The 1458-nt window shown below is 63.4% G+C and carries 2 protein-coding genes; one reads left to right on the top strand and one right to left on the bottom strand.

The genetic code is table 11. The features are described from left to right. A partial coding sequence (gene pobA / locus EN906_RS34005) for a 4-hydroxybenzoate 3-monooxygenase (RefSeq protein WP_127375771.1) occupies window positions 1-1028 on the top strand: 1028 nt, incomplete at its 5' end. A 10-nt stretch (window positions 1029-1038) separates the two neighbouring features. Here pobA and EN906_RS34000 read toward each other — a convergent pair. Then, the coding region (locus EN906_RS34000; protein WP_245484393.1) for an NUDIX domain-containing protein at window positions 1039-1458 on the bottom strand (420 nt) is incomplete at its 5' end.

Here is a 1458-nt window from a genome sequence, read left to right as displayed (position 1 = left end):
AACAGGGCACCGTCGAATTGCTGGAACAGGCCGGCGCGGCGGCAAGGCTGCATGCCGAAGGGCTGCCGCATACTGGCATCTCGCTCGCCTTCGACGGACGCTTGCATCGCATCGACCTCGAGGCGCTGACCGGCGGCAGGCATGTCACCGTCTATGGCCAGACCGAGGTCATGCACGATTTGATGGACAAGCGCGACGCGGCAGGGCTGACCACGATCTACGAGGCGGCAAATGTCGCTCTGCACGATTTCGACGGCACCGCGCCTTTCGCCACCTATGACAAGGATGGCGTCACGCATCGCATCGACTGCGACTTCGTTGCCGGCTGCGACGGTTATCATGGCGTCAGCCGCAAATCGGTGCCCGAGCGTACCCTAAAAATCTTCGAGCGGCAGTATCCGTTCGGCTGGCTCGGCGTGCTGGCCGAGGTGCCGCCAGCCGACCGCGAACTGGTCTACGCCAATCACGAGCGGGGTTTTGCGCTGTGCTCGATGCGCTCGACGCATCGCAGCCGCTACTATGTGCAGTGCCCGCAGGACGATCGCGTGGAGGCGTGGTCGGATGAGCGCTTCTGGGACGAGTTGCGCCGCCGCTTGCCGGAGCAGACGGCGGCAAATGTCGTCACCGGCCCATCCTTCGAGAAATCGATCGCGCCGCTGCGCTCCTTCGTTGCCGAGCCAATGCGCTTCGGCAGGATGTTCCTGGTTGGCGACGCCGCCCATATCGTACCGCCGACCGGGGCGAAAGGGCTCAACCTCGCCGCCAGCGACGTGCGCTATCTCTTCGCAGGTTTGCGCGACTTCTACGTCGAGAAGTCACATGATGGCATCGATGCCTATTCCGGCAAGGCGCTGGCACGGGTCTGGAAGGCGGTGCGCTTTTCCTGGTGGATGACGACGATGCTGCACCGTTTTCCCGACACCGGCGATTTCGGCCAACGCATCCAGGAGGCCGAACTCGACTACCTCATGCACTCGCGCGCCGCATCGACCGCGCTCGCCGAGAACTATGTCGGCCTGCCTTATTGAGGGCTGCGGATCATCCCGCGCCTTGCTGCCTGGCAAGATCCAAAAGCATCGGGCGCTGCCCCTTGAGGATTTTCACCTCGGCCTCGGGCAAGGTGAACCAGCCCGCTCTGTCGACCTCCGGGAACTCCTTCAGGGATCCCGACCTTGGCGGCCATTCCATGGTGAAGCTGTTGCTCTTGATGGAGGTCACATCGATGTCGATGGTCGCCTCGACGGACCAGGCCGAGACGATCTTGCCGCCCGGTTGCCTGTAGTCGCCGAGACGAGTGAAGTATCCATCGACCTTGACGCCAAGCTCTTCCTCGGTCTCGCGTTGCGCTGCCGTCAACTCATCCTCGTCCTCGCCGACGAGGCCCTTCGGTATCGACCAGGCACCATCGTCCTTCTTCGCCCAGAAGGGTCCGCCCGGGTGAACCAGCAACACCCTGAG

This window comes from Mesorhizobium sp. M7A.F.Ca.CA.004.06.1.1 (assembly GCF_003999135.1).
GTDB lineage: Bacteria > Pseudomonadota > Alphaproteobacteria > Rhizobiales > Rhizobiaceae > Mesorhizobium.
This window is presented reverse-complemented; position numbering and strand designations above follow the sequence as displayed.